Raw genomic sequence first — 25,327 nt, 5'->3', positions numbered from 1 at the left:
GAGCGGGGGACACGGTGGTCGCGGACGCTCGACCCTGCGGTGCGGTCTCGCCCGCCCCCTCTGCACGGCCCCGGACCTCGGGGTATGAAGGAGAAGACTTCATGGGTAGCAAGATTCGCCCTTCGCTCGCAGCGGCCGCGTTCGCGGCGGTCGCCGTGCTCGCGCTGGCCGGCTGCGGCAGCAGCGCCGTCACGACCGCCGCCGGAAAATCGGCAGATCCGCAGACGCTGGTATTCGCGTCGATTCCCTCGGAGAACTCGCAGAGCCTGCAGCAGCAGTACAAGCTGGTCGCCGACGCCATCGAGAAGTCGACCGGCCATCCCGTGCAATTCCAGAACGCCACCGACTACGCGGCCGTGATCGAGGGCCAGCGGGCGGGCAAGATCCAGCTCGCCGGCTACGGGCCGTTCTCCTACGTCACAGCGAAAGACAGTGGCGTGCCGACGATTCCGATCGCCGCGCCGATCAAGCAGGCGGGCGCCGCACCCGGCTACCTGTCCTATGGCATCGTCAAGGCGGGCTCGAACATCAAGAGCCTGGCCGATTTTCGCGGCAAGACGGTCTGCTTCGTCGATCCCTCCTCCACCTCCGGCTACCTGTACCCGTCCGCCGGGCTGAAGGCGGCCGGTGTCGATCCGGACAAGGACATCACCCCGGTCTTCGCCGGCGGCCACGACGCGTCCGTGCTGGCGGTCAAGAGCGGGCAGTGCGACGCGGGGTTCGCCTACGACACGATCGTGGACAAGACCCTGATCGAGAAGAATCAGATCAAGCCCGGCGAGATCAACGTGCTGTGGAAGTCGGAGACCATCGCCGCGAGCCCGGTGGCGATGAGCAGCACACTCTCCCCGGAGTTGCAGGCCAAGCTCACCGCGGTGTTCCGTGACGTGCTCAACAAGCCCGCGCTGATCAAGGCCGGGACGTGCACCGACGAGAAGAGCTGTCAGCTGCCCGAGGCCGCGTACGGCTATGCGGTGGTGCAGGATTCGCTCTACGACGGTGTACGCAAGGTCTGCCAGATCACCAAGGCGAAGGTCTGCCAGTCGTGACCGGCGTGCCTGCGGACGTCGCGCTGGGCGCGACCATCGACCGGATCCTGCGACCGGCCATCACCCTCGAGCATGTGCGCAAGGATTTCGGTCCGCGGCTCAGCGCGCTCGACGACGTGTCGCTCCAGGTGTACCCCGGTGAGGTGCTCGCGCTGCTCGGACTGTCCGGGTCGGGCAAGTCGACGCTGCTGCGGCTGCTCGACGGTCTGCATCTGCCCAGCGCGGGCACGGTCACGGTGCTCGGCCAGGATATGGGATCGGCGCGCGGCAGTGAGCTGCGTGCGCTGCGCCGCCGGGTGGGTTTCGTGTTCCAGCAGTTCCATCTCGTCGGCAGCATGTCGGTGCTGGAGAACGTGTGCACCGGCGCGCTCGGTACCTTGCGCGGACCGCGGATCGGGCTGTTCATGTACCCGAAGTCGGTCCGGTTGGCGGCGATGGAACAGCTCGATCGAGTTGGTCTGGCGGACCGTCCCTTTCAGCGCGCCGATACCCTTTCCGGTGGGCAGCAGCAGCGCGTGGCGGTGGCCAGGGCGCTGGTGCAGCGACCGAAGATTCTGCTCGCGGACGAGCCGGTGGCGTCGCTCGATCCCGAGTCGTCGGCGCAGGTGATGGCCTTGATCGCGCAGGTCGCCGCAGAAGACAACCTGACCGTGCTGTGCAGCCTGCATCAGGTCGAGTTGGCGGTGTCCTGGGCGCATCGCCTGGTCGGCCTGCGTTCGGGCCGTGTGGTGCTCGACAAGCAGGTCTCCGCGCTCGATCGCAACGACACCATGTCGATCTACTCGAGCGTGGCCGCCTCGACCACGCAATTCGCATGAACGCCACGGTTGTTCGGTTGCCGGTGCGCGCGCAGGCGCCGGCGACGTTGCGTCGGCCGTCGCGGACCGCGCTCGGCGTCATCCTGGTGTACACGGTGTGGTTGATCGCGTCGCTGTGGTCGGTGGCCTCGCTGCAACTCAATCTCGCTACCTTCGTCGACAGCATCGGAAACGCCGTCGATTTCGTGTCCCGGATCTTTCCCTTGGACTTCCCGTCGTTCGGCGAGGTCGTGCGGATGACCGGGCAGACGCTCGCCATCGTCACCTGCGCAACGGCATTGAGCGTCGCGTTGAGTGTGCCCGTGTCGCTGGCCGCCGCGCGCAACACCAACCGGCACGGCTGGCTGCGCTGGGGTATGCGGGCGGTCATTGTCGTGACCCGCGCCCTGCCCGAAATCGTCTTGGCCATCGTGTTTTTGCGGTTGTTCGGACTCGGGCCCGCGGCGGGGATCTTGGCGCTTGGCATCCACTCCGTCGGCATGGTCGGCAAGATGTATGCCGACGCGATCGAGGACACCGCGGCGGGACCGCGGGACGCGCTGCGGGCGGCAGGCGCGACGTGGTCGCAGCAGATCACCGGAGGTGTTGTGCCGCAGGCGATGCCCGCGTTCATCGCGACCGCGCTGCACCGGTTCGACATCAACCTGCGGGCCTCGGTGCTGCTCGGCTACGTCGGCGTGGGCGGCATCGGTATGGAACTGTCCCTGGCAATGAAGACCCTGGACTATCGGCGCGGAATCGCGTTGGCGCTGTTGATCGTCGGGCTGTGCATTGTGATCGAGACCATCTCCGGCGCGGTGCGCGCGGCGATGCTCGGTGCCCAGGCGCCGGTGCGAGCCGGGTGGTGGAGCAAGCTCCGGCATCGTGTCACAGGCGGCTGGGTGTCGCATGGGCCCGCCGAACCTGTTGCGGCTGCGGACAAGCCGTATCCGATCAGTCCACCGTGGTCGGCGGGGCGGCTTCGTCGCACGGTGTACTTCGGGCTGACGGCGTTGATTCTGGTCGCGTCGGTATGGGGAGCGGGCATCGATGTCTCACGGATGGCCGACGGCATTTCCACGCTGTGGACCACGCTCGGTCTGTTCGTCCCGCCCAGTACCGGCGGCATCGGCGGCGAACTGTTCGCGCAGCTGCTCGTCACCGTCCAGATCGCGCTCGCCGCAACATTTCTCGGGCTGGTACTCGCGGTGCCCATCGGGATGCTGGCGGCCCGCAACGTCGCGCCGACGCCGGGCATCGCGCGGTTCTTCCGGATCGTCATCGTCGTCGTGCGCGGTATCCCGGACCTGATCTTCGCGATCATTTTCATCGTCATCACCGGGCTCGGCGCGCCCGCCGGTGCGCTGGCGCTCGCGGTCGGCGCGGTCGGGCTGCTCGGCAAGCTCATCGCGGATTCGTTGGAGGAGTCCGACGTTCGCGTGCAGCAGGCGGTGGCCGCCGCCGGCGCGACCAGGCCGCAGGTGTTCCTCGCGGCCACCGTGCGTCAGGGTGCCCCGGCCTTGGCGGCGCACGTGTTCTACCAGCTCGACGTCAACATTCGCGCCGCCACGCTGCTCGGTGTGGTCGGCGCGGGCGGCATCGGCTTCTACCTGATGAACGCCGCGCGCGTGCTGCAGTTCGACGTCGTCACCACGATCGTGCTGATGGTCTTCGCCGTGGTGCTGGCCGTCGAAGGTGTCGCGATGTGGGTCCGCCGCGCCCTGTCCTAGTTCGCCCTGTCCCCGGAGGTTTCATGATCTTCTCGAATGCTGTTGGTTCCGAAGCGAATACGGCCTTGCTCGCGGCGGCCGATGCCGCGGTGCTCGCCCACCGCAACGCGCTCGCGAACCATTCACCCGCCGAACTGAGCGCCATCACGATGGACGGTGCCGACGGCACCCCGACCATGCTCATCGACGTGCTGGTCGAGGACGCCATCATCACCGCGGCCACCGCCGCCGGGGTGAATGTTCTTTCCGAGGAACGCGGTTGGGTGGATATCGGGTCGGCGGTGACCCTGGTCGTCGATCCCGTCGACGGATCCGCCAACGCCGCCGCCGGAATCCCGTTGGCCTGCTTCAGCGCGGCGGTGGCCGTGGACGGCGAGTTCACCGAGGCGATGACCGTGTGGCTGCACACCGACGAGCGCTGGTGGGCCTCACGCGATCACAGCGAGTTTCGCACCAGCGGCTGCCGTTCGGTGCGTACGGCCGCGGTATCGATGCTGCGCCCGCACCCGCGCAACTGGTCCGCCTGGACCCGAATTGCCGAGTCGGCCACCCGAATCCGAATCCTCAGCTGCAGCACCCTCGACGCCGCCTTCGTCGCGACCGGCGCCATCGACGCCTTCGTCGACGCGGGCAGCGACACCCACCGCCTCATGGACATCGCCGCCACCATCCTGGTCGCCGCCTCCGGCGGCACCGTGATCGACGCCTTCGACCGCCCCATCGTCTTCGACACCGACCTCACCCGCCGCTGGAGCGGAATAGTCGCCGCCACCCCCGAACTCGCCGCCGAACTACGCGCCCTGATTCAGGAGATTCAGTAGCTGTCCGAAGGTGTTCCGGCCGTTGATGTCTCAGGCGGACAGCATCCTGGAGCGCAGCACGCATCCGCTGGTTCTTCGGATCCGATCATCTCGGCGGACGGTTTGGTGGCCTTGATGATCGCGGAGTGCATGCCCTCGGCGACGGCGTGGGTGGCGGTGATCTCGATGTCGGTGAATCCGGCGGTGGTGAGGTGGTCTCGGTATTCGGTGAACGACAGCGCTCCGGCGATGCAGCCGACATAGTCGCCGCGCTCGGCGCGCTCAGGCGGGGTCAATTCGTCGTCGGCGACTACGTCCGCGATGCCGATGCGACCACCAGCGGTGAGGACCCGGGCCATTTCGGCGAAGACGGCGGGTTTGTCGACCGACAGGTTGATCACGCAATTGGAGATCACGACGTCGATAGTGTTGGCGGGCAACGGGATCGCCTCGATGTTTCCTTTGAGGAACTCGACGTTACGCACTCCGGCTTCGGCGCTGTTCGCCAGTGCCAGCGCGAGCATCTCCTCGGTCATGTCGAGGCCGTAGGCCTTGCCGGTCGGTCCGACGCGACGGGCGGACAGCAGCACATCGATCCCGCCACCGGAGCCGAGATCGAGGACCCGTTCGCCTGCCCGCAGTTCGGCGACCGCGGTCGGATTGCCGCAACCCAATGATGCGGCGGCGGCTTGGATCGGGAGTTGGTCGCGGTCCGCCGCCCCGTACAGGCTCGCGCCGAAAGTCTGATCCACGGCGATCGGGTCGGTCCCGCAACAATCCTCGGCGACTCCGCCCGCGGTGACGGTCCTCGCTGCCTGCGCATAACGCGTGCGGACGGTTTCGCGGAGTTCGGTCTGCTGCTCTGTCATGTCATCACGTCCCTGACTGGTCGGCGACCCGACCTCGCTGTATCGATGAATATCGATACAGCTTGCGCCACTGAATCGAAGTCTGTCAATATAGATAGGTGTCTAAACAGGCCCCGCCACTGATCGCCTCAACCGACTGCTGCAACACCACCCTCGCCACCCCACTCGGCGTCGAGGCGGCAGTCGAGCTGGCGGCCGCCTTCAAGGCGCTGGCCGATCCCGTCCGCCTGCGCTTGCTGTCGTTGATCGCCTCCCGCCCTGGCGAGGAGGTCTGTGTGTGCGAGCTGACCCCACAATTCGACCTATCCCAACCCACGATCTCCCACCACCTCAAAGTGCTGCGCGCAGCCGGCCTGATCGACTGCGAACGCCGCGGCACCTGGGTCTACTACTGGGCGATTCCCGCAGCCCTGCAACGACTTTCCGATGTCCTGACCACCACGGACTCCGGCAAGGTCGAAGCACCCGTCTGAGGCCGACCACTTTCCGGTGGCCCGTAGACTTCGGCTGTGACCGATATCGCGGACTTTGCTCGGCTGTGTGCCGGGGATCATGGGCTCTGTGTTGTTTCGACCTCGCGGGCCGACGGCAGTGTGCAGTCCTCGCTTGTCAACGCGGGGGTGTTGGCGCATCCGGAGACGGGTGAGCAGGTGGTGGGGATGGTGATCCGCGGGGGCACTCGCAAATTGGATAATCTGCGGGTGCGTTCGCGAATGACGGTTGTCGCCAAGGGCGGGTGGGCTTGGGCGGCCGTTGAAGGATCGGTGTGGATCGTGGGTCCCGACGACGAGGTGCCGGGTATCGATGGCGAGCGGCTGCGGTTGTTGCTGCGGGAGGTGTTCACCGCGGCGGGCGGCACCCATGACGACTGGGATGAATATGACCGGGTCATGGCTGCCGACCGGCGCGCAGTTGTTCTTGTTGTGCCGGACCGCATTTACGGCAACGGCTGATTAACCGCTGCCGCCGCGGTAGATGGTCGGCATGGAGCCGAGGTCGGCGAAATTGAGTTTGTTCTGGCCGTCGGTGCCGAACCAGGCGACGTAGGTGACGCCGTTGATGGTCGCGACGGCGGGTGGCCAGGGGCTGGTATCGGCGAATTTCCAACGCTGCGCTTGGTTTTCGTTGAGATTGTCGATATCGAACAGCAGGTAGATATTGGTGTTCTTGCCGGTGTAGCCCGCTACGTAGCGGCCGCCGACGGTGAACAGGTTCGGGCCGCCGATGAGTCGATCGCTGAAGGTGGCCTTGGTGGGCGGGACGTTGAGGCCGATGTAGCGCGCGTTCAGATTGTTCGCGCTGTCCATACCGGTCCAGGCCAGCAGCACGCCCTTGGACGGATGAATCACCAGTCCCGGCGTATCGATACTCTGCTCGGCGGGTGAGGGCGAGCGCCCGTAGGAACTGAACGGTGGATTCTGCGATTGCACCGCGCTGAGCACCAGGTTGTGCTGAGCGGTGTAGCTCAACCACAGCGACACATTGTCGGATTGCATCGCGGGACCGCCGATCGGCGGCTCCAACCATTCCCGTCGATCCTGATAGTCGACACCATTATTCGACCACGCGAGCCACATCTTGCCGTCGGTGCGCGTATAGCCGAGGTAGAGCAGGCCGGTCTGGGCATGTGAAGCCAACGCTGGGCGCTGCAGACTGAAGTCCGACGGCAATGGTTTCGCATTGACCCGCCCGTCGGTTTCCATTCCCGACGCGGCATACATGGTGCCGCCCTGTGTCGCCCATACCAACACCAGCTTGTTGTTGTACACGGTCAACGCGGGCGCGGCGATCGGCTGATTGGACTCCCATAGTGTGCGTCCAGTGAACATGAATTTGCCCCCAATACATTCTCGGAGTTCGAGCACTATTGAGGGACTGTAGGTTTTGCGGCTCGCTAAGTCAGGGGTTCGTGTCGGCCAGCGGACCGGCGCGGCTCACGCCCGATCGGCGGCGGTGACGCTCGACGACTGCGGATCGCCGGAAGGTAGCGCGATATCGGTGTCCAGCGACAGCGGCTGGCCGAAAGTCGGTGTGCCGTCGGCATTCCAGGTGAACTGCTGGGCCCGGGTGGTCCGCCCGTCGTAGGTGTACTCGCTGGTGTCCTTGGCGTGATAGACCAGCCAGTCCTCGCTGCCGTCCGGACTCTGGAAGAAGCCGTTGGAACCCGGCCCGAAGACGTCGGCCGGGTCGTTGCGGGTGAACTGAGCGGTCGGGTGCTGGTACCAGTTGGCGGGCACCAACGGGTCCGCGCCGGGCGGGAGCGAGTGCATCCACAGTTGATAGTCCGGTTTGCCGGTGTCGCAGGTGGAGTAGACCAGGTACGTGGTGCCGTCACGTTGGATGATCGCAGGCGCCTCGCGCACCTCGGTACATCCGCCCGCCGACGGCAGATACACCGCTCGTCCCGATACGGTCACCGGGTCGCTCATCGGAGCGATGTACAGCAGGTTGTTCCGGCCGGCCCAGAGCAGGTAGTACCGATCGCAGAGAAACAGCAGTTCCGGATCGATCGCCCACGCGTCCGGATCGCCGACCTGGCCCGCGAATTCGTACGGGCCCAGCGGATCCGAGTCCACCGACTGCAAGACGTAGAGGCGATGACTGTCGTTGCTACCGTCACCGGCCGTGTAATAGAAGTACCAATGCCCGTCGATCAGATGGAAAGACGGCGCCCACATATCCTGATTACGCGAGGGATCCTGCTCGACCCACACCGTAATCGGTTCCGCCGCAGCCAGATCCGCCAGTGACGACGCCGTCCAGATCTGCAACGAGTCGTTCTGACTGGTGGATAGGTAGTAGTTCCCCGCATAAAACGTGAGGAACGGATCCGGCCCCGGATTCAACGGATTACGAAACGTCCCCGCACAGTCGTCGGCGGAACCCACCTTCGGATGATTCATGACGCATCGACGCCGGGTAGCCGCAGCACAGGAGTCAGGGCGTGTCCAGGGCGGTGGCCGGGACACCGTAGGGCAGGAAGCGGACGCGGCGGCGTTCGTCGGTGTTGTCGCGGTGCGCGCGCAAGGCCTCGAGCTCGCTCGGGAAAACCTGCTCGATCCTGGCCTCGCCCGCGTCATCGATGCTGTAGATGACCCACACACCGCTGCCGGTCTCACCGGTGGTCTCGGCATCCGGTTTCGGCGCCCGCGTGCGCTCCGGCTGCACGAACTGACCGAGCAGCGACGCCAGCGTATTCGCGCCGGTCCGATCGATGTACCCGCTGGCCTTGCCGATGAGGTCACGGAAATCGATCCCCGCATCCCGCAACGCGCGTTCGAATTCTTCCGGATCGATCCCAAACGGTTTATCGGCTGCCATCAGACTGCTCCTGGGGGACTAGTTCGGCGCTACGCCTCCAGTGTCCTCGCGTAATCCTGGCTTCGCCACGACCTGCGATGATCACGGCCCCGAAGCAGGTACTGCCGACGCTAGGAATCCCCGGGGAACAGGCGCTCGGCGGCGGGGGTGCCTGCCGCCTCATAGAGGACCTGCAGGTTGTCGCGGCCGTAGAAATCGGTGGCGGCGATACCGCCGCCGACCAGGCTGAAGAATTGCGTCAGTCCCAGTTCGCTGCTTGCGGCGGCGCGGTACGCGGCCCGGTACAGGGGAGGGACGGTCAGTTCGGCGAGGGTGCAGGTGAAATCGAAGTTCGACGTGCTGTGCTCGTCGCGCTGCCGCTCGTATTCGCGGACCGCCTCGTCGATGGGCCGCTCGCCGGACAAGCCCGCATGCAGCTTGTCCGCTAGCAGGTCGCTGTAGACGAACGCGTCGGTGATGCCCCAGCCGGTGAACGGATCCTTGTGATAACCGGCGTCGCCGACCAGTGCCCAGCCCGGCCCGGCCGAGCGGCGGTAATAGTTGTCCGGATACCGCATCACCCGGAATCGTTCGGCCTGCCTGCCCGCATCGCGGAATTGCGCGCCGTATTCCGGCAGGACCTGGTCGATCACCTGCTGGAAGTTGCCCGCCACGTCCGCGCGGAAATCGGCGAACCGGTCCAGCCGGCGCATCACGGTGACCAGGTGCTGATTGTCGTTGGTCGGCCACGCGCCGAACCACTGCAGGTCATGTCCGGTTCGATGCTGGAACTCCCAGTCCAGCCCGTCGTAGTAGTTGTAGACGAAGAAGCCGGAGGCAGGCCTGACCCGGTGATACTCGGCGTCGACCAGATCGCCGACGGTGGAATTGCGGCCGTCCGCGCCGACGACGAAGGTGGCGCGGAATTCTTGCTCGCGCCCGTCCGCGGCATTTCCGCGCACACCGGCGACCCGCCCGTCCCGCCAGACGAGGTCGGTGACGGTGAACATCTCGAGCACCTCCGCGCCTGCGGCCCGCGCGGCGTCGACCAGCAGCGCGTCGAGCACGGTCCGGCGCGGGGCGTAGGTCGCGGTGATGCCCTCGACCTCGGTGAACCCGCGCAGCGCGGACGAGAAGTGCTGTCGGCGGACCGGAGTCACGCCCGAGGCCACCAGCTTGTCCAACAGGCCCCAGTCGCGCAGCCGCGCCACGCCGACCTGAAGGACGTGATGCGTGGAAACCGTATCGCTCGGAAAGGTTTTCCGGTCGACCACCAGCACTCGATGGCCCCGGCGAGCGAGCAGCATGGCCAAGGGCGAGCCGGCGCAGCGGGCACCGACGACGATTACGTCGTACATAAAGAATTGACTCCTATCCAGCTGGATTCGCCGACTCCCCTCTACCGATGACTTCGAGCCCGAATCCGTTCTGGTCGAACCTAGAATTCATTACTGCCCCAAGGGAACCGGCCAGCTGGATGAATATCCCCACCGAGTGGCCGGTTGGACGCGGATAGGTAAAATTCTGGTCGAGGATCTGCCGAGCCTGCGGACAGTCGGTGCCGCGGTCGCGTACGTTCGAAAGATGGCCTGGTTCCAGGACGGCCATACCGAGTGACGACAGGTTGGAGGGAGTCCTCATGGTTGCCGGACCTCGCGCCCGACTGATTGCGAACGCCATCACCTCCGTGCAGGAGCACGGCGTGCACGGCACCGGGCTGAGCGAACTGCTCGAACGCAGCGACACCTCGCAGAGCTCCCTGTATCGGCACTTCCCGTTGGGCAAAGAAGGGCTCGTGGAGACGGCGGCGCGAACCATGTCGCGCGTGGGGTATTCGCACGTGAGCAGGTTGGCCGATGCCCTGGCCGGGGCCCCGTCGCTGGAGGGGTGGCTCGACGAGCTGTTCGTATTCTGGCGTCACCCATTGGAATCCAGCGATTACCGGGCGGGGTCGTTCATGATGGGCGTCGCGTTATACGAACTGGACCTCGACGTGCAGTCGGCCGCCGGTCGAGCCTTCACCGAATGGACCGCGCGGCTCGCCGACGGCTTCATCGCTGTCGGCATCGACCGGACCGCGGCGTGCTCGCTGGCCGGGTTCCTGCTGTCGGCGATCGAGGGTGCCGTGGTGCAGAGTCGTGCGCTGAAATCCAGTCATCCGTTCGACGACAGCCGCGCGCAACTCGCCGCGCTCATTCGCTGTCACCTCCCACCCTCCTGACAGCCGTTCGGCGGAAATAGACAAGCTTGTCGGCCCCTCCATTCCAGCTTGCTGGAGGTCGTGGCGAGCCTCGGTCGTGGATAGCGTCGATGGTGTGAATCCATATCGTAAGATTTGGTTGTTCGTCGGAGTTTCCGCCTTGGTGCTGGCCGGTTGTTCGGCAGCGACGGCGGATCAACTCGTTGCCGATATTCGGGCCGATAGCAATCGGGATGGTGTCGTCGACGGAAACGATGTCGGACCCGGCATCGAAAAAGGTAAGTGGACAGCGGGATACGGCGCGATTGTGCTCCCGAATATCGGTGACGTCGCCCGGCGCTGTCCGTCGAGTCGTAGCCAGGTTTCCGATGCCGAGCTCGCTGCTTGTCACGACGCGGCCGACGATGTGGCGCGCGCACCCGAGTATCTGGCGCCGATGGTGACCATGCCGGTCAGGGGAGCGGGCGCGACCGGGCGGGTGGAACCGGTAGGTGTGGGTGCCGACAAGATCCGCATATTCGTCAAACGTCAGGATTCGTGGATACGCCTGCGGCCCGAGATGAATCTGACCGACACCGAGCTGCGCGATGGCGCCACACTTGGCATCGACTCTCGCGATGTCGTGCGTGACCAGGCCGCATGGGACGGTTCTTTCACCGTTCGCTTCACCGTCCAGGATGGCAAGCGAACCGTGACCGATGACATTGCCCTCCGGGTGGCTCCCGTTGTGCTGCATAACCACAACCAGAGCGCGGAGGCGCTGGTGGTTCCCGAGAGCGGCGGCGACCCGGAGTACGAGCGCTTTGTCGCGGACCTGACCGCGGCCGCGCAGGCCAGTGGGCTGAACGCGCCGCTGATCACGGTGAATACCACCGATACCTGGGCACAGGATTTCGTGGAGTTCGGCTACGTAACGATGCCGGGCGCGGGCGGCAGGAATGTTTCCTTGCGCATCGCGATCCGTTCGCCGCAGCCCGAACGGGAAGGTGGCCGTGCGATTTTCGATCTCAGAGGTCCGGGGATGGGAGCGATTCAGCTCGGCGGCGCCGGTGATCGTCACGTGGATTCGTTCGGAAATGTCGAGACGATACCGCCGTACTCCCACAACGGGAGAGAGTTTCCGGCGGGTCGCGTAGTCATCGGCACCGGGAACCGGAACGACGCCGTCGTGTCGAGTGTCGAACTGCAGAAGTTCTTTGCCGCCCAACGGGTTCAGACGCCACTGATCCTGGACACCACCTGGCTGGTTGTCGGACACGTCGATGAATTCATCCAGTTTCTGCCGACACCGTCCGGTCGAGGATGGCGGCCCGCCGTATCAGATCCGCGGCGCGGACTCGAGATCCTGCGCGAGCAGCAGCGATCCGGTCACGGCACCGAATCGGCGTTTTCCAAACCGGGCGCGCCTGATCGGACCATCGACGCTGTCCTGGCAGACCAGAAGTTCGTCGCCGACAACGAATTCGCGGCCCGGAAGATCGACGAGAACGTCGAGCGGATGTTCCAGGAGACCGGGGTCAGGCCCGAGGAGTTCGTGCGAATCCCAGGGCTCTACGAGCTGTCGGCCGGTATCGACGACGAACCGGACGCGCTCGTGAGCTTCTACCCGGGAGCGATCAACGGCGTGCTGATCAACGCGTCGAACTACATCGCGCCGCGGCAGTGGGGCCCGATAGTCGGCGGGCGTGACGTCTTCGAGGCCGCGGTGACCGAGGCGTATCGGTCGGCCGGGGTATCGGTGCACTACGTGGACGAATGGGAGACCCTGCACGTAGCGGGCGGCGAGATCCATTGTGGGACGAATGTCCTGCGACAGACCGGAAATCTCCCGATCGTTCCGTGATCGCCGACACCGGGTCAGCCGATCGGATGATGATCCAGCCGATCGGCTGGAATATCCGCGCCGGACGGCCGGTATCGATGGCGCGTTATCAACTGCCGGGGCAACCTTGTTGGATTGTGAACTGTCCGAGGACGATCCGGTGCGAACTCGTCCGCGGTTTCTGTGATGAAGGTGTGCTGATGATTCGCGTGGCCATAGTGGATGACGAGGCGCTCGTGCGATCGGGCTTCACGCTGATCCTCGGCGCCGCCGAGGACATCGAAGTCGTCGTCACCAGCGACGGCATTGGAGCCGTAGCGGCGATTCGCGCGGCCGATCCACAGGTCGTGCTGCTCGATATTCGGATGCCGCAGGTCGACGGCTTGCACATTCTGTCGACACTGCTCGAAGCGCCGCGGCCGCCGACCGTGGCGATGTTGACGACGTTCGCCGCCGACGAGTACATCGCCGACGCATTGCGCAGGGGCGCTTCCGGTTTCATCCTCAAGGACACCGAGCCGCAGCATCTGAGCTCCATCGTCCGGGCCCTCGCCGGCGGCGCGGTCGTGCTGTCGCCGAAGGTCACCAAGGCGGTGGTCGAGGGCTACCTCGACACGGTCGACACCGGGGCGCCCGAACTGGTGCGGCTGCTCACGGATCGGGAGCGGGATATCGTCGTGCTGATCGCCGAAGGTCTCTCCAACGCGGACATCGGCGTGCGCCTGCACCTGAGCACGGGGACGGTAAAAGACTCCGTGAGCAGCATTTTCACCAAATTGAACATCGGCACCCGCGTGCAAGCCGCCCTCATCGCGGAGCGTGCCGGAATTCTGGCCGACGATCTGTCATGAGCGAACTCGGCGATCGACCGCGAGTGGCCAGCGCTGTCGACCTGCTCCTCGCTGCGATCGGTGCGTTCGATGTGTGGTGCAATCGCGATCTGCCGTTGGCGCCGTGGGAGATCGGCATCGCGCTGCTCACCGGATCGGCGTTGCTCGCCCGCAGGCGTGCACCGATCGTCACCTTCGTGCTCACCTTGCCCGCGGCGATGGTGATCGGGGCGCTGCTTGCGCCGATGACGGCGCTGTACACGGTGGCTCGTAGTTCGGTGCGACGGTGGGTTGTCGCGGTCTTCGCGGTCGTGCTCGGGTTGTCGTGTCTGTTCACCTCATCGGATGAGGGTTTCGGGTTCGGCGACCTCGAATTCCTGCTTCATCAAATACTTTTCGCCGCTCTGGTGGGTGCGGGGCCCGCCGCGCTCGGGTGGCTGGTGGCGACCCGGCAGCGGCTGGCGGGGCAGATGGCCGAGATCGACCGCGTCTACGCGCACGACCGGCGGCTGCAGATCGCCGCCGCGCGGGAGCGCGAACGCGCCGAACTCGCGAGCGAAATGCACGACGTGGTCTCGCATCAGGTGAGTCTGATCGCCGTGCAGGCCGGGGCGCTGCAGATGGTGAGCACCGACCCGGACGCGCGTTCGACCGCCGAAGTCATCCGCAAACTCAGCGTGCACACCCTCGACGAACTGCGGCACATGGTGAAGGTCCTGCGCGCCCCGGCCTCGGCCAACGACATCAGCCCGCAACCGACCATCGAGCGTCTGCCGGAACTGTTGACCGCCAGCGCTTTACCGGTCGAACTGATCGGCCCGTTGCCTGTGAACCTGACACCAGCCGGTGAGCGCGCTGTCTACCGGACAGTTCAGGAAGCGTTGACCAATGTCCGCAAACACGCGCCCGGTGCGGCCGTGACCATCACCTCCATGTGCGCGGATCGCAGTGTGGCAGTGTCGATTACGAACGTCGCCTCCACGGAACCGCCGGTTGCCCTGCCCAGTGCGGGATCCGGCATCCGCGGGCTACGGCAACGTGCGGAACTGCTCGGTGGCACGGTGACGGCGCAGCCACTGCCGGGTGGAGGCTGGACTGTTCGAATCCAATTGCCCCGCAACTGATTCCCGGAATGGCCTGCCGGTCTCACAAACCAGGAGCCGGGGTTGAAGCCCCTGGCGGTGCGGGGGAGACCGGCAGGCCGGGTGATGATCGACCAGCGCGGGTCCGAGCCAACCCGACGAAGTCGTCGGACCCGTGGCTGGTGGGTCAGGCGATCACCGCCTTCGACGGTAGTTGCGATGGACCGCAGGCGAAGCCCCCCATCCGGCTGAAATGCACCCGCCACTCGGCTGGCCTGGACCGCACTCACTTCCGAAGGGTGTCAACGCCTTTGACCAGCGGCGTCACAGCCGGTCGTAGATCGCGATCAAACTGTCCAGCACCTCGGTCGCGGACCGCAATGCGGCGAGGTCTTGCTCGGCCAGTTCTTCAGACATGGCGTCGATCATCGCCTGCATCCGTTCGCGGCTGCGGGTCCGGCCGACGTCGGTGAGCGCGACCCGGACGGAACGTTTGTCCTCGGTATCCCGTTCGCGGGTGACGTAGCCGGCCGCGAGCAGGCTGTTGACCAGCTGCGTGGTGGCGGCGCCGGTGGTCTCGGTGCCCGCGGCCAGTTGTCCGATCGTGAGCGGCCCCTGGTCGGCGAGGACGCGTAGCGCGCGGGCGTGGGTGAGGGAGAGGGCCTCGGGGGACCGGGTTGCTCGCCCGCGCAGTCGGGAATCCGCCGCGCTGAGGCGGTATGCGGCGCGGGCGAGCTGATCGATCGCCGCGCTGCGTGCCGTATCCGGCTGCTTCGGCATGGGGCTCCTGTCGTCCGGGGGTTGACAATCACTTTAGCCTAAGTACTTAATAGATAAGTACTTAGTTATCTGGAAGGAGTCAAACCATGACCGCACGTTCGATCGGCCAGAACTGGACCCTGGATATCGCCCTGGCCCAGGGCGGGTTCGATGCCCTGCACCCGGAGGCCAAGGGCACGATGGAGCAGCTCGGCCACGACCACACCGATTTCGACAAGGTCTTCGACCTGGTCAAGAGTGGCGCGATGCTGCCGAAAGCCTGGGCGACCATCGCGGCCCAAGCGCAGGAACGCGCCGCCGAGCACGAGCGAAACGGGTTCGCGCGCACCGCCGCCGACCTCTACACCCGGGCCGCGGTGATGTGGGGCCGGGCCCAGTACTCCTTCTTCGACTCCGCCGACCCGCGTAAGAGCGCGTTCCGGGCGCGAGCCAATCACTGCGTCGAACGACTGGGCGAGCTGCGCGGTGGTGTGGTGCGGCGGGTGGTGCTCGACTTCGACGGCGGGCAGATCTTCGCCCTGCTGCACCTGCCGACCGGTCCGGTGCGCAATGCGCCCGCGGTGATTCTCGGGCCAGGGATGGACATGATCAAGGAGGACTACCTTGCCGCGGCCGAGCGGTACTACACCTCGCGTGGCGTCGTCGCGCTGTCCATCGAGGGGCCGGGGCAGGGGGAGACCCGAGCGAACGGTGTGACCGTCGACCTCACCAATTACGAACGCGCAGTGAGTCGTTACCTCGACTATCTCACCGAGCTGCCCGAAGTGGATGCGCAGCGGATCGGCATGTTCGGGATCAGCATGAGCGGCTACTGGGGCTCACGCGCGGCCGCGACGGATCAACGACTGGCCGCATTGGCCGCCTTCGAAGCACCCACCGGCGATTTCCAGACCATCTTCGAGCGTGCCCAGCCGACGTTCAAGGCCAACTACATGTACATGGCCGGATACGACGACGAGGCCTCCTTCGATCGCGAACTCGTCGCCCACCTGCCACTCGACGCTCTGGTCGCCGATATCACCTGCCCGGTGCTCTACGGCATCGGCGAATTCGACGAGCTCACGCCGCTCGCGCAAGCCCTCGCCAACTACGAACTCGTCCGCGCCCCCAAGGAGATTCGCGTCTACGAAGACGAATTCCATCCCCTCGGCGGGGTCGCGGCCGAGGTATTCCGCTTCGGCGCCGAATGGCTGGAACGAGCCCTGGCCGGCGACTTCCACGCCCCCGGCCGCGACGCCCGCCACTACGTCCATCGCGACGGCCGCACCACCACCGGCTCCGCCACCCCCACCTGGTGGCAGTAGCGCCGCGCGGCATCCGGCCACGGGATTCAGGTCATCAGCTGTCGGACACTCATTCGTTCGCTGGGCGTCAGCGCACGCAAGCCACCGGGCAACCCGATCCCGTGCTCGCGCAGGAAACCACGGAGACTGGGACCATTCGCGCGTTGCCGGGTCACCGCCCAGGTGACGGTGTAGTCGGAATTGCTGCCGCAGCCGGCATTCGAGTCCGAGCCCGGATAGCGGATCGTCTTCCGATAGGTGGTGCCGCCCGCGGCGTCGATGGCCCGATCCCACCCGAGTTTGTTCATGCCGACCGTGCCCACCGCGACGAAGCCGTCGCAATCGGGGAAGAAGAAGGTGCCGATACGGATCAGCCGGACGAAGTCGAACCAGGACGCGTCGTTGAAATCCGCAGCGTTGAAATCGTCCGGGACGGTCTGACCGACGTCGAGATAGTTGAGTTCGGTGACCTCGTTTCCGGGCTGTGCCGCCTGGACGAAGAAGTCGAGGGCCTTGTCCGAGAGCTGGTCGCTGATAGCGGCCAAGCCGCCCTCGAAATGTCCGGTGTCGCCGTTGTATATCTGGTAGCTGATGATCGCGGGTGTCGCCGCGTCGGCCAGGATCACCGAGGAAAAGGTCAGGCCGACACCGTGATCGCCGTTGTTGACATCGCCCGCGTCGTGCGACTGGGAACCGAACGACCGATGCCCGGTGGTGAGACCGAACTGCACCGTGTCGGTGTCCTCGTGGCGCGAACGCGTGTTGTCGATGTGGAACTGCTCCAGCGTGAATGTGTAGATGCCCATGGTCGTGACCGTTTCAGCGTGGGCTGACGAATACGCGGACCAACCCTCGGCCGCTGGTGAGCGGCGTCAGGGCCTTGCCGATCACCGCGCCGAACGCGCGCTCCGGCTCGGTGACCCGGCGGCAGTGGCCGGTCGTCGCGGAGGTCGTCAGCAGGTCGCCGGGCCGGATGGGTGCCGCCTCCGCGTCCGCGGCGCACCACACCTTGCCCATCAGTGCCACGTGCGCGCTGTTGTCGTGCCGGTCGAGCACGATGGCGGGCCGCACTCCGCCCGCGCCGGACACGATGCCTGCCACCGCGGTGTCGTAATCGCGTTCGCACGGATGGATTTCGCCGTCGGCGCCGACCACGACGACCACGCCGGGTTCGACCGCCGCGTCGGTGGTGGTCATTGCCTCGGCGTAGTCGGCGCCGGTGAGGAAGATGTCGCCGCGGACGGTGAGATTACCGGTGACGTTCACGTGGCCTTCGAAGAAGCCCGCGTCACCACCGGCGCTGTTCACGCCGACGACACCGCCGTGGTTGGGGTTCTTGGACCAGCCTCGAACCCCTTCACCGTCAGCGCTTTCGAAGTATCCGCCGTTGCCGCCGCCGGTGTTGACCCCGACCACACCGCCGTGGTTGGGGTTCTTGGACCAGCCTCGAACCCCTTCACCGTCAGCGCTTTCGAAGTATCCGCCGTTGCCGCCGCCGGTGTTGACCCCGACCACACCGCCGTGGTTGGGGTTCTTGGACCAGCCTCGAACCCCTTCGCCCTCAGCGCTTTCGAACCACCCGCCGTTGCCGCCCGGAGCGGGCGAGGTGTTCACCCCGACCACCGCCGTTACGCCCGCGACCGTGGAGTCGCCGTTGAGATTGCTCATCTTCCACCCCTCTGTTTCGAGATCCCCGCGAGTGGATTCGGTGAACCCACACTGATGGCGCTCAGCCTGGCACCGCGCGGATACGACGTCGAGCGTTCGGTTCGCTGATCGAACTGTCAGGTCCAGCGCGGGTGGCTGGATCCTCGGGGGACCAGCGCGGGGTCGGACCATCTTGGGGGTGTCTTGCTGAAGGTGACCGGTGGGGCCAGGGTGTGCAGGGCACCGAGTGGAGTGTCGGCGTCGTAGGCGGCGGGTTCCCGAAGTTGGTGTTGCTCAGTGCTGTTGGCTTCTTCGGGGTCTACCAGGCCCAGTGTTCGGTACCACATGGCGGTGCGGGTCAGGTTGACGGTGACGTGCCAGCTGCCGCCCTCGGTGGCGCGTCGCAGCAGCGCGGCGGTGGCGCCTGCGGCACCCAGGTAGCCGGTGATGAAGTCGTTGATCATGCCGGTGGGTGGCAGCATCGGCTGCTCGGGTGTGCCTTCGAGGGTCATCAAACCTGAAGCGGCGGAACCGTTCATGTCGAATCCGCCGCGGTCGGACCAGGGGCCGGTGGATCCGTAGCAGGTGATCGACACGCTGATGATGCCCGGATATCGTTCGGCGAGTTCGTGCGGGTCGAGGCCGAGCTTGTCGAGTTTGCCGCCGCGATGGTTGTTGACCACGATGTCGGCGTCGGCGAGCAATGACTCCGCGCGTGCTCTGCCGCGTTCGTTGCTCATGTCGATATAGGCACTGCGTGACCCGATGTTGGCTTCGTCGTAGATGAAGTCGTGCTCGTAGTCGTTGGGACGGGTCGCGCACAGGACGTCCGCGCCCTGCTCGGCGAGTGTCCTGCCGACGACCGGGCCTGCGATGGCATGCGTGAACGACAGCACTCGCACCCCACCCAACGGGCGGTCCGAGGGGCCGAATCGGCGCGGTGGGGCGTCGCCGATGCGGGTCAAGCCGATGACCGGCTGATCGGCCAGCAACGCACCCTGCGGGTGCGCGAGCCATTCCTGCGGGGTGCGCGCGACACACAGCGGGAGTCCGGCGGCGTTCGCGGCCTCCTCGAGTTCGAAGGCGTTCCACTGCTCGATGGCCGCAGCGACTTTGCCGGGATCCGGTGGCACATCAAGGAATCGGCACCAGCGGGCGGCCAAGTGTGGGTAAACGCCTGATGCCATGACCGTCCGGCCATCGCGGGTGCGGTAGGAACCGAGCAGGAACGGGTTGTCCGCTACGAGGGGGTGGGGTGCCATTTCACCGGCGAGGGTCGGGTTCCAGAACGCGGTCGGCGTGATCCCATGGACAGCTTGGCGCAGGTCGAGATGCAGGTCCTGGGCTTGCCCGGTGCGATGCCGCCACAGTGCCGCGGCCCCGACCGCACCCGCCATGATCGGGATGCCGATGCAGGCGCCCAGCCGGTGGCGCGAGGCGACGATCGGGTCGCTGCCCGCGAAACTCACCAGGCCGCCTGCCGCGGCATGCGACAAACCGATATCGGCCAACAACCGGTCGAGATGATCGAGCGGATCGAACGTTGGGGCGTCGCTCACGACGGATCTCCTTGGGGGCCAGGCACATCGGGATCTGACCTGCCGACGGGGCGGGTGTACTCCCGCAGCAGCAGCGGGACCAGACGAGCACGCACACTCGCACGCGCGGACCCGGTCGCCGCGATCTCGGTCAGTGTTTGCGCATCGCCGCCCTCGCAGGCCGCCACTACCAACCGCACGAGCTCGTCGACCGCGATCGTGGGCGCCCGATCGATAGCCGCCAACGCGTCTGCCAGCAGATCCGCGAGTGCCGCGCGACTACGTGCCTCGTGTTCGGCGAGCGCCGCCGCGACCTCGGGATGACGAATCGCGTGCAGCGTGAATTCCATGGAGATCAAGAACCATTGGCGCTGCTCGCCCTGTGGTTCCGGCAGTCGCGGTGGATCGGCGCCGACCAACTGCCCCGCCGACTCGGCCAGTACCAGCCGCACCCGCTCGAGCGTGGCCTCGTTGTGCCGATCGAACAACGCGAGGAACAGCGTCTCCTTGTCGGGAAAATTCGAGTAGAACGCCCCTTTGGTCAGCCCGGCCCGCGCACAGATGTCCGGGACGGAGGTCGCGCCGAATCCCTTCTCGGCGAACACTTCTCGCGCGGCGTCCAGCAACGCCGCGACCGTCAACGGGCGACGCTTCGTCGGCGACTTCGGCACCCGCATCTCCTCGATCCCAGAAACGAATACCGCTTGGTATCCGATACCGAACGGTACTCGTTACTGGGTCGTATGACAAGGTGGATGCCGACGCCCCGACAAAGTGCACAGCCCGATTGTCTGCCGTGACCAGGAAGTTCGACTCGCCCTCGATGTTGCTAGCCGTGCGTGAGGCTCGCTGATAGTGTTCGCGCCACGGCGAGGGGAGTCGACGTGAATGCACAGCGCCGAGCGCGGCGGATCAACACTGTCTCGGGGATCAAGGGGCGGGCACTAGTGGTCACGGTGGCCGTGGTGGCGGTGGCCTCCGGGTGTGGTGTCACGGTGGAGAAGCTGCCGCTGCCCAAGCCCGGCGTGTCCGGCGAAACCTATACCGTGCACGCGGTTTTCGAGAACGCGCTGAACCTGCCGGACCAGGCGAAGGTGAAGATCGGCGGTTCCGATGTCGGCGTGGTCTCCAACATCAAGACCAAGAACTTCCAGGCGGTCGTCGACCTGACCATCAGCAAGGACATCGAGCTGCCCAAGGACAGCACCGCCGAGCTGCGCCAGGCCACCCCGCTGGGTGATGTGTTCGTCGCGGTGTCCAAGCCGAAGACCGAACCGGGCACGAGCGTGCTGCACGACGGGGACACTCTGGGCCTGGACAAGACGTCGGCGGGTGCGACGGTCGAGCAGCTGCTGATCTCGATCTCGATGCTGTTCAACGGTGGTGGCGTCGCCAGTCTGAGTAAGTTGACCTCGGAGATGGACTCGATCGTCGGCGGTCGCGGCGGTGAGTTGTCGCATCTGATCAAGGAAATGACCGGTGTGGTCGGCAGTTTGAACGACAACAGCGCGAAGGTCGACGGCGTGCTGAACGAGTGCAGCGCGCTGGCCAACACCATCGAGACCCGCCGCGGCGAGCTCGGCCAGGTGGCCGATACGCTGCCGCAGATGATCGGCGCGATCGCTGAGAACAACAGGGCCATCGGCGATCTGCTGACCAAGGTGTCCACCACCAGCGCCGCGCTCGGCGACTACGCCGATACCTCCGGCCAGCAGTTGGGCAGCCTGCTCGACAACACCCACCGGCTGATGGACGCGCTGGCCAACACCGGCGACGAACTCGGCATCCTGCTCGATCGGGCCCGGATGATCCGGCCGAAGGTCGACGCGACGTTCCGCGGCAAGGGTTATGCCATTTTCTTCTCCGCAACCGCACTCGATCTCAGCGCGCTGACCGATCCGCAACACGGCGGATTCCAGGATCTGCGCGATATCCAGGATTTCGCGGGCAGCCTGATCCAGGTCCTGCAGATCGTGCAGGGGCGAGTGCAGGGTCACCGCTGATCGCACTGCCCTGTGCATCGCCTGAAGATCGGCGCGGCGGAGACTTCTCGGAAATTGCGGTCAACTTCTCGGAAATTGCCTTTTATCGCCTGAGTCCGGGCAGTATTTCTGCATGAAATGATTCTCCGTGTGGCTTGCAGTAATTCGAGTTAGGAGATCAGAAATGGCATTTCGACAATTCCGATCGATGGCACTGATCGCCGTGGCGGTACCCGCCGCCGCGCTGGTCCTGCTGCCCGCGAGTGCCGTTCAGGCCGACATCGGCGACCTGAGCTGCGCGATGACGCTCGACTCCACCTTCAAACCGGCGCTGAAAGCGGGTGGCAAGGCGGCGATTTCCACCCAGGGCACGCTCACCGGCTGTGCGTCGGGCAACGGTAAACATTCGGTGCGGACTTCGGGGAAGCTCGAGGCCAGCGGCACCGCGACCAGCGCGCCGGTGAAGGAGGCGCCGTGCGGCGTGCTCGTCAGCGCGAATCAGCGTGGCACGGTCTACTGGTCGGACGGCTCTACCAGTGCGTTCGACTGGGGGACCGATGGCGCGTCGCCCAACGGTAAGGTCGCCGACGGTCAACTGCTGCGCGATACGTTGAACATTGTGGTGAAGGACGGGAAAGCGAACGCGGGCTGCGAATCCGGTCTGGAATCGCTGACCACCTGGGGTCAGGTGTCGTTCGGCTGACGGTTGCAGTCCCAGCGCCGTCGAGGCGGCGGCTGTGCCTTCGATCTGTGCGCCGATCTTTGCGAACGCCGTGTCGCGTGCCGTGGACACGTCGTCGCCGAACGGCGCGAAGCCACAGTCGTCGCCCGTGCCGAGCAGGTCCACCGGCAGGTACCAGGCGGCGCCGAGGACGCGGGGCGGGTGTGCCCGTAATTGGCGGGCTGCAATGTGCTCGGGGTATTGGGAAATGGTGCGAGAGAGTTTCAGATTGTCTCGCACGACTCACTGGGACAAGGGAATGTCCGACGGTGTTGCCTGGTTGGAAAGGCTACCATACGATCGCGATCTTGAATGGCGTCCGAGCGGATATCGCGCCCTGTGACATCGCTATATGCATTGCGCAAGAGGCGAATTCAAGTGTCTTGACAAGCGGCGGTTGCGCGATACTAAGCGCGGGTACTGGCGAAGTTCGCTGTGCCACTGTAAGTTTCGTTCTGCGCGGGGAGACGCATCGGCGATATTGCAAATGCAAGTTCATTTGCGCGCCGGTTCCGCGGTGATCGGGTGAGACGCGAGGATCGAGTGAAGGGATCGTTCGATGCTGGGAAGGGGGGGAGACGCCGAATCCGAAGTCTGCGTAATCGATTTCCCTGAGGGCTTGCCGGTGATCACCGCATCCGTGCGGGTGTCGATCGCCGATCTGCTGCCCGCGGACTCACCGAGGGTCGGCGGTGAGGACGGTGAGCACGTGCGCATGCTCGCCCAGTCGGAACGTCCGTTGCCGCCGATTCTGGTCAACCGCAGGACCATGCGCGTCGTCGACGGGATGCACCGGCTGCGCGCGGTGCAGGCGCGCGGCGAGGACATGGTCGAGGTGACCTTCTACGAGGGTTCCGAGCAGGACGCGTTCGTGTTGTCGGTGCGGCTCAACACTACTCATGGGTTGCCGTTGTCGACGGCCGACCGCGCGGCCGCCGCGGCGCGTATCGTGACATCACATCCGGACTGGTCGAACCGGTCCATTGCCGCTGTCGTCGGCATCTCGGACAAGACCGTCGCGGCCGTCCGACGGCGTTCGACTGCGGAGATTCCGCAGACGAACATCCGGCTCGGCCGGGACGGGCGCAGGCGCCGCCTCGATTCGTCCGACGGCCGAATCCTGGCCAGCGCGTTGATGATCGAACGGCCGGACGCGCCGTTGCGGGAGATCGCCGCCGAGGCGGGCATCTCGCTGAGCATGGCCAGCGACGTGCGCAACCGGCTGCGCAACGGTCGTGCCCCGGTGCCGACCCGCCAGCAGCGGGCGGATCGACCGGCCGCACCGCCGGCGGCCGAAACCGAGGTGCCCGAGTGCGCGGCGCCGAGCGAGCCGGTGCCGGACCCGATGTCCGCGCTGCGCGAGCTCAGCCGCGATCCGGCCCTGCGGTCGCGCGAGGACGGCCGGAAACTGCTGTGGCTGTTGAACGTTCACTCGCTCACGCCGCAGATGTGGCTGAAACTCATCGGCACCGTCCCGCCCCATCGTGCGGCGGCGGTCGCCCAGTTGGCGCGCAGGTGCGCGGAGCGCTGGAATCAGTTCGCCCAGCAGATCGATCGGCTTTCCGACGAGACACCCAAGGTCGGGTAACCGGCGCAATCGCGGAGAAAGGCGGCGCCCGCCCCGTCGATACGATCTTTGCTGACGTGCGCAGGAGGACTCATGGTGCTGCCGCAGCGACTCGACTTGGTGGATCCGCGATTTCGAGCCGATCCCTATCCGATATATGCCGAGCTGCGTGCGGATCGGCCCGCGCTGCGGCTGCAACTGCCCGACGGTCGCGACGCCTGGTTGCTCACCCGCTATGCCGACGTGGAATCCGTCCTGACAGACCGAGATCGGTTCAGCACCCAGTCATTTCTGGGTCAGGAGGGCTCGGCGATCCCGGCGCACCTCAGCAATGTCTACATGCTGTTCAACGAGATCATGCTCGGCAAGGATCCGCCGGAGCACACCCGGCTGCGCAAGCTGGTGCAGAAGACGTTCACGACGCGACTCGTCGAACGACTCCGGCCGAATGTCGTCGACCTGGCCGAGCACCTGCTCGACACTGTCTTCGAGCGTGCGCGCGCCACCGGCGAGCGGCGGATGGAAGTCATTGCCGACTATGCCTTTCCGATCCCGGTGACCATCATCATGGACCTGCTCGGCATCCCCGAAGCGGGCCGCGCGGATATCCGGAAGTGGTCGACGGCGTTGGCGTCGTTCGACGGCAGCCTCGCGCAGGCCGAGTTGATCGTCGCCTCGGTCGACGCGTTCGTGGACTATCTGCGAAAACTTGTGCAGGATAAGCGGAATACGCCCGCCGAGGATCTGATCAGTGCCCTGGCCGTCGTCGAGGACGACGGGGATCGGCTGTCCGAGGACGATCTGCTCGCGATGATCTACGTGCTGATCTTCGCCGGGCACGAGACCACCCTGCATCTCATCGGCAACGGCACGCGCGCCTTGCTTACCCACCGCGCGGAATTCGAGAAACTCCGGCATAACCCAGCGCTGATCGACCGAGCCGTCGAGGAGTTGCTGCGCTACGACCCGCCGGTCGAGGTGCCGCGGGCCCGGATCGCCGTCGAGGACGTGGATTTGGCCGGTGTCACGATTCGCCGGGGCGAGGTCGTCCTGGTGGGCATCGCCAGCGCCAATCGGGACCCCGGCGCATTCAAAGACGCCGACTCCCTGGATATCTCCCGCGTGGAGAATCGACATCTGGGCTTCGGCAAGGGGATTCACGTATGCATCGGGCTCGCGCTCGCGCGCCTGGAGGCCAGGATCGCGTTCGAGGTACTCATTCGCCGCATGCCTGAGCTTCGTTTGGCGGTGCCTGCCGACGAACTCGAATTGCGGCCCGGAGGCATCTTCCTGCGTGGGCTGGCCGCACTACCGGTGACCTTCTGACATG

The 25,327-nt window shown here is 65.8% G+C and carries 25 protein-coding genes; 15 read left to right on the top strand and 10 right to left on the bottom strand.

The window, feature by feature from the left end:
• Positions 1–101: 101 nt before the first annotated feature.
• The 4 genes from ACIBK2_RS22525 to ACIBK2_RS22510 are packed head-to-tail and all read left to right on the top strand — an operon-like array spanning position 102 to position 4,397.
• Entirely contained in the window at positions 102–1,049 is a 948-nt protein-coding gene (locus tag ACIBK2_RS22525) for a phosphate/phosphite/phosphonate ABC transporter substrate-binding protein (RefSeq protein ID WP_396969504.1), read from the top strand.
• A 5-nt stretch (positions 1,050–1,054) separates the two neighbouring features.
• Positions 1,055–1,867, top strand: a complete 813-nt coding sequence (gene phnC, locus ACIBK2_RS22520) for a phosphonate ABC transporter ATP-binding protein (protein WP_396969937.1) — start codon at positions 1,055–1,057, stop codon at positions 1,865–1,867.
• Positions 1,864–3,576, top strand: a complete 1,713-nt coding sequence (phnE, locus tag ACIBK2_RS22515) for a phosphonate ABC transporter, permease protein PhnE (protein WP_396969503.1) — start codon at positions 1,864–1,866, stop codon at positions 3,574–3,576. Before phnC ends, phnE begins: the two co-directional genes overlap by 4 nt.
• 23 nt (positions 3,577–3,599) lie before the next feature.
• Positions 3,600–4,397, top strand: a complete 798-nt coding sequence (locus tag ACIBK2_RS22510; protein WP_396969502.1) for an inositol monophosphatase family protein — start codon at positions 3,600–3,602, stop codon at positions 4,395–4,397.
• On the opposite strand, the gene arsM is transcribed toward ACIBK2_RS22510, so the two are convergent.
• Positions 4,391–5,245 (bottom strand): arsenite methyltransferase, encoded by an 855-nt coding sequence (arsM, locus tag ACIBK2_RS22505; RefSeq protein ID WP_396969501.1) that lies wholly within the window; start codon positions 5,243–5,245, stop codon positions 4,391–4,393. The two genes, ACIBK2_RS22510 and arsM, sit on opposite strands and share 7 nt — an antisense overlap.
• A gap of 119 nt (positions 5,246–5,364) precedes the next feature.
• Between arsM and ACIBK2_RS22500 the strand changes: the two genes are divergently transcribed.
• Together ACIBK2_RS22500 and ACIBK2_RS22495 are read left to right on the top strand one after the other, a co-directional pair.
• Positions 5,365–5,718 carry an ArsR/SmtB family transcription factor gene (locus ACIBK2_RS22500; protein WP_396969935.1) on the top strand — a complete coding sequence of 118 codons (354 nt, stop codon included), beginning with the start codon at positions 5,365–5,367 and terminating at the stop codon, positions 5,716–5,718.
• Between the two features lie 36 nt (positions 5,719–5,754).
• Positions 5,755–6,198 carry a pyridoxamine 5'-phosphate oxidase gene (locus tag ACIBK2_RS22495; RefSeq protein WP_396969500.1) on the top strand — a complete coding sequence of 148 codons (444 nt, stop codon included), beginning with the start codon at positions 5,755–5,757 and terminating at the stop codon, positions 6,196–6,198.
• Here ACIBK2_RS22495 and ACIBK2_RS22490 read toward each other — a convergent pair whose 3' ends face one another.
• The 4 genes from ACIBK2_RS22490 to ACIBK2_RS22475 all read right to left on the bottom strand — a co-directional run bounded on the left by ACIBK2_RS22490 (position 6,199) and on the right by ACIBK2_RS22475 (position 9,903).
• A complete protein-coding gene (locus ACIBK2_RS22490; protein ID WP_396969499.1) occupies positions 6,199–7,074 on the bottom strand; it encodes a hypothetical protein in 876 nt (291 codons plus the stop codon).
• A 105-nt stretch (positions 7,075–7,179) separates the two neighbouring features.
• Positions 7,180–8,148 (bottom strand): family 43 glycosylhydrolase, encoded by a 969-nt coding sequence (locus ACIBK2_RS22485; protein WP_396969498.1) that lies wholly within the window; start codon positions 8,146–8,148, stop codon positions 7,180–7,182.
• Between the two features lie 34 nt (positions 8,149–8,182).
• Entirely contained in the window at positions 8,183–8,566 is a 384-nt protein-coding gene (locus ACIBK2_RS22480) for a hypothetical protein (protein ID WP_396969497.1), read from the bottom strand.
• 110 nt (positions 8,567–8,676) lie between these two features.
• Positions 8,677–9,903: an NAD(P)/FAD-dependent oxidoreductase gene (locus ACIBK2_RS22475; protein WP_396969496.1), complete on the bottom strand. Its 1,227-nt coding sequence runs from the start codon at positions 9,901–9,903 to the stop codon at positions 8,677–8,679.
• Between the two features lie 281 nt (positions 9,904–10,184).
• Here ACIBK2_RS22475 and ACIBK2_RS22470 point away from each other — a divergent pair, with 281 nt between their 5' ends.
• The 4 genes from ACIBK2_RS22470 (at position 10,185) to ACIBK2_RS22455 (ending at position 14,521) form a co-directional block, all read left to right on the top strand.
• A complete protein-coding gene (locus ACIBK2_RS22470; protein ID WP_396969495.1) occupies positions 10,185–10,766 on the top strand; it encodes a TetR/AcrR family transcriptional regulator in 582 nt (193 codons plus the stop codon).
• 94 nt (positions 10,767–10,860) lie between these two features.
• Positions 10,861–12,588: a protein-arginine deiminase domain-containing protein gene (locus ACIBK2_RS22465; RefSeq protein ID WP_396969494.1), complete on the top strand. Its 1,728-nt coding sequence runs from the start codon at positions 10,861–10,863 to the stop codon at positions 12,586–12,588.
• Positions 12,585–13,418, top strand: coding sequence for a response regulator (locus tag ACIBK2_RS22460; protein WP_396969493.1), 834 nt, complete (start codon positions 12,585–12,587; stop codon positions 13,416–13,418). The genes ACIBK2_RS22465 and ACIBK2_RS22460 overlap by 4 nt, the downstream gene beginning before the upstream one ends.
• Positions 13,415–14,521: a sensor histidine kinase gene (locus ACIBK2_RS22455; protein WP_396969492.1), complete on the top strand. Its 1,107-nt coding sequence runs from the start codon at positions 13,415–13,417 to the stop codon at positions 14,519–14,521. The genes ACIBK2_RS22460 and ACIBK2_RS22455 overlap by 4 nt, the downstream gene beginning before the upstream one ends.
• Before the next feature lie 282 nt (positions 14,522–14,803).
• On the opposite strand, the gene ACIBK2_RS22450 is transcribed toward ACIBK2_RS22455, so the two are convergent.
• Positions 14,804–15,259, bottom strand: a complete 456-nt coding sequence (locus ACIBK2_RS22450) for a MarR family winged helix-turn-helix transcriptional regulator (protein ID WP_396969491.1) — start codon at positions 15,257–15,259, stop codon at positions 14,804–14,806.
• Between the two features lie 86 nt (positions 15,260–15,345).
• On the opposite strand from ACIBK2_RS22450, the gene ACIBK2_RS22445 reads away from it, so the two are divergent.
• Positions 15,346–16,563: an alpha/beta hydrolase gene (locus ACIBK2_RS22445; protein ID WP_396969490.1), complete on the top strand. Its 1,218-nt coding sequence runs from the start codon at positions 15,346–15,348 to the stop codon at positions 16,561–16,563.
• Between the two features lie 26 nt (positions 16,564–16,589).
• Here ACIBK2_RS22445 and ACIBK2_RS22440 read toward each other — a convergent pair whose 3' ends face one another.
• The 4 genes from ACIBK2_RS22440 to ACIBK2_RS22425 form a co-directional block, all read right to left on the bottom strand.
• On the bottom strand, positions 16,590–17,348 hold the full coding sequence (locus tag ACIBK2_RS22440; RefSeq protein WP_396969489.1) for a hypothetical protein: 759 nt from the start codon (positions 17,346–17,348) through the stop codon (positions 16,590–16,592).
• Between the two features lie 13 nt (positions 17,349–17,361).
• Positions 17,362–18,210: a hypothetical protein gene (locus ACIBK2_RS22435; protein ID WP_396969488.1), complete on the bottom strand. Its 849-nt coding sequence runs from the start codon at positions 18,208–18,210 to the stop codon at positions 17,362–17,364.
• 116 nt (positions 18,211–18,326) lie between these two features.
• Positions 18,327–19,748 carry a CoA transferase gene (locus tag ACIBK2_RS22430; RefSeq protein ID WP_396969487.1) on the bottom strand — a complete coding sequence of 474 codons (1,422 nt, stop codon included), beginning with the start codon at positions 19,746–19,748 and terminating at the stop codon, positions 18,327–18,329.
• The gene (locus ACIBK2_RS22425) at positions 19,745–20,398 is read right to left on the bottom strand and encodes a TetR/AcrR family transcriptional regulator (protein WP_396969486.1); all 654 of its coding nucleotides are present in this window, start codon (positions 20,396–20,398) and stop codon (positions 19,745–19,747) included. The genes ACIBK2_RS22430 and ACIBK2_RS22425 overlap by 4 nt, the downstream gene beginning before the upstream one ends.
• A gap of 213 nt (positions 20,399–20,611) precedes the next feature.
• On the opposite strand from ACIBK2_RS22425, the gene ACIBK2_RS22420 reads away from it, so the two are divergent.
• The 4 genes from ACIBK2_RS22420 (at position 20,612) to ACIBK2_RS22405 (ending at position 25,323) form a co-directional block, all read left to right on the top strand.
• The gene (locus tag ACIBK2_RS22420) at positions 20,612–21,730 is read left to right on the top strand and encodes an MCE family protein (RefSeq protein WP_396969485.1); all 1,119 of its coding nucleotides are present in this window, start codon (positions 20,612–20,614) and stop codon (positions 21,728–21,730) included.
• Between the two features lie 187 nt (positions 21,731–21,917).
• Positions 21,918–22,412 (top strand): hypothetical protein, encoded by a 495-nt coding sequence (locus tag ACIBK2_RS22415; RefSeq protein WP_396969484.1) that lies wholly within the window; start codon positions 21,918–21,920, stop codon positions 22,410–22,412.
• Between the two features lie 577 nt (positions 22,413–22,989).
• Positions 22,990–24,018, top strand: a complete 1,029-nt coding sequence (locus ACIBK2_RS22410; protein ID WP_396969483.1) for a ParB N-terminal domain-containing protein — start codon at positions 22,990–22,992, stop codon at positions 24,016–24,018.
• A gap of 72 nt (positions 24,019–24,090) precedes the next feature.
• On the top strand, positions 24,091–25,323 hold the full coding sequence (locus ACIBK2_RS22405) for a cytochrome P450 (RefSeq protein WP_396969482.1): 1,233 nt from the start codon (positions 24,091–24,093) through the stop codon (positions 25,321–25,323).
• The last annotated feature ends 4 nt before the right edge of the window (positions 25,324–25,327 follow it).

This window comes from Nocardia sp. NPDC050175 (genome assembly GCF_044459885.1).
Lineage (GTDB): Bacteria > Actinomycetota > Actinomycetes > Mycobacteriales > Mycobacteriaceae > Nocardia.
Note: the sequence above shows the minus strand (reverse complement) of the source record. Positions and strands in the feature narration are given on the sequence as shown.

Excerpts from the sequence above, each read along its gene's own strand:
- ACIBK2_RS22525 (WP_396969504.1), top strand. The coding sequence starts at position 102 with ATGGGTAGCAAGATTCGCCCTTCGCTCGCAGCGGCCGCGTTCGCGGCG.
- phnE (WP_396969503.1), top strand. The coding sequence starts at position 1,864 with ATGAACGCCACGGTTGTTCGGTTGCCGGTGCGCGCGCAGGCGCCGGCG.
- ACIBK2_RS22510 (WP_396969502.1), top strand. The coding sequence starts at position 3,600 with ATGATCTTCTCGAATGCTGTTGGTTCCGAAGCGAATACGGCCTTGCTC.
- arsM (WP_396969501.1), bottom strand. The coding sequence starts at position 5,245 with ATGACAGAGCAGCAGACCGAACTCCGCGAAACCGTCCGCACGCGTTAT.
- ACIBK2_RS22490 (WP_396969499.1), bottom strand. The coding sequence starts at position 7,074 with ATGTTCACTGGACGCACACTATGGGAGTCCAATCAGCCGATCGCCGCG.
- ACIBK2_RS22485 (WP_396969498.1), bottom strand. The coding sequence starts at position 8,148 with ATGAATCATCCGAAGGTGGGTTCCGCCGACGACTGTGCGGGGACGTTT.
- ACIBK2_RS22480 (WP_396969497.1), bottom strand. The coding sequence starts at position 8,566 with ATGGCAGCCGATAAACCGTTTGGGATCGATCCGGAAGAATTCGAACGC.
- ACIBK2_RS22475 (WP_396969496.1), bottom strand. The coding sequence starts at position 9,903 with ATGTACGACGTAATCGTCGTCGGTGCCCGCTGCGCCGGCTCGCCCTTG.
- ACIBK2_RS22470 (WP_396969495.1), top strand. The coding sequence starts at position 10,185 with ATGGTTGCCGGACCTCGCGCCCGACTGATTGCGAACGCCATCACCTCC.
- ACIBK2_RS22455 (WP_396969492.1), top strand. The coding sequence starts at position 13,415 with ATGAGCGAACTCGGCGATCGACCGCGAGTGGCCAGCGCTGTCGACCTG.
- ACIBK2_RS22450 (WP_396969491.1), bottom strand. The coding sequence starts at position 15,259 with ATGCCGAAGCAGCCGGATACGGCACGCAGCGCGGCGATCGATCAGCTC.
- ACIBK2_RS22445 (WP_396969490.1), top strand. The coding sequence starts at position 15,346 with ATGACCGCACGTTCGATCGGCCAGAACTGGACCCTGGATATCGCCCTG.
- ACIBK2_RS22440 (WP_396969489.1), bottom strand. The coding sequence starts at position 17,348 with ATGGGCATCTACACATTCACGCTGGAGCAGTTCCACATCGACAACACG.
- ACIBK2_RS22435 (WP_396969488.1), bottom strand. The coding sequence starts at position 18,210 with ATGAGCAATCTCAACGGCGACTCCACGGTCGCGGGCGTAACGGCGGTG.
- ACIBK2_RS22415 (WP_396969484.1), top strand. The coding sequence starts at position 21,918 with ATGGCACTGATCGCCGTGGCGGTACCCGCCGCCGCGCTGGTCCTGCTG.
- ACIBK2_RS22410 (WP_396969483.1), top strand. The coding sequence starts at position 22,990 with ATGCTGGGAAGGGGGGGAGACGCCGAATCCGAAGTCTGCGTAATCGAT.
- ACIBK2_RS22405 (WP_396969482.1), top strand. The coding sequence starts at position 24,091 with ATGGTGCTGCCGCAGCGACTCGACTTGGTGGATCCGCGATTTCGAGCC.